The 237-nt window shown below is 56.5% G+C and carries 1 protein-coding gene; it reads right to left on the bottom strand.

The window, feature by feature from the left end; all coding sequences use genetic code 11:
* The coding region (locus CWC16_RS19820) for a zinc metalloprotease (protein WP_502705089.1) at positions 1-237 on the bottom strand (237 nt) is incomplete at both ends.

Here is a 237-nt window from a genome sequence, read left to right as displayed (position 1 = left end):
GGCATGCAAACGCTCCGTCACTTCATCGCCTTTAACAAATGGCGCAGCTAAGGCTTCGGCGATCAGAATATCCTGGCGCACCCGCAACGAGCCCAAAGTCACATGGCCTTTGATGATCTCGCCGGTGCGTGGATCTATCACCGATGCCCCATACGACCAGCCACGGGTGGCGCGATGCACCCACTGGATCACGTTGTAACGAATGTCCATAGGGTCGGCATTTTCCGGCAGCACTTT

The organism is Pseudoalteromonas sp. S3776 (assembly GCF_005886915.1).
In the GTDB taxonomy this organism is placed as follows: domain Bacteria; phylum Pseudomonadota; class Gammaproteobacteria; order Enterobacterales; family Alteromonadaceae; genus Pseudoalteromonas.
The sequence above is the reverse complement of the archived record's forward strand: the minus strand, read 5'-3'. Positions and strand labels throughout refer to the sequence as shown.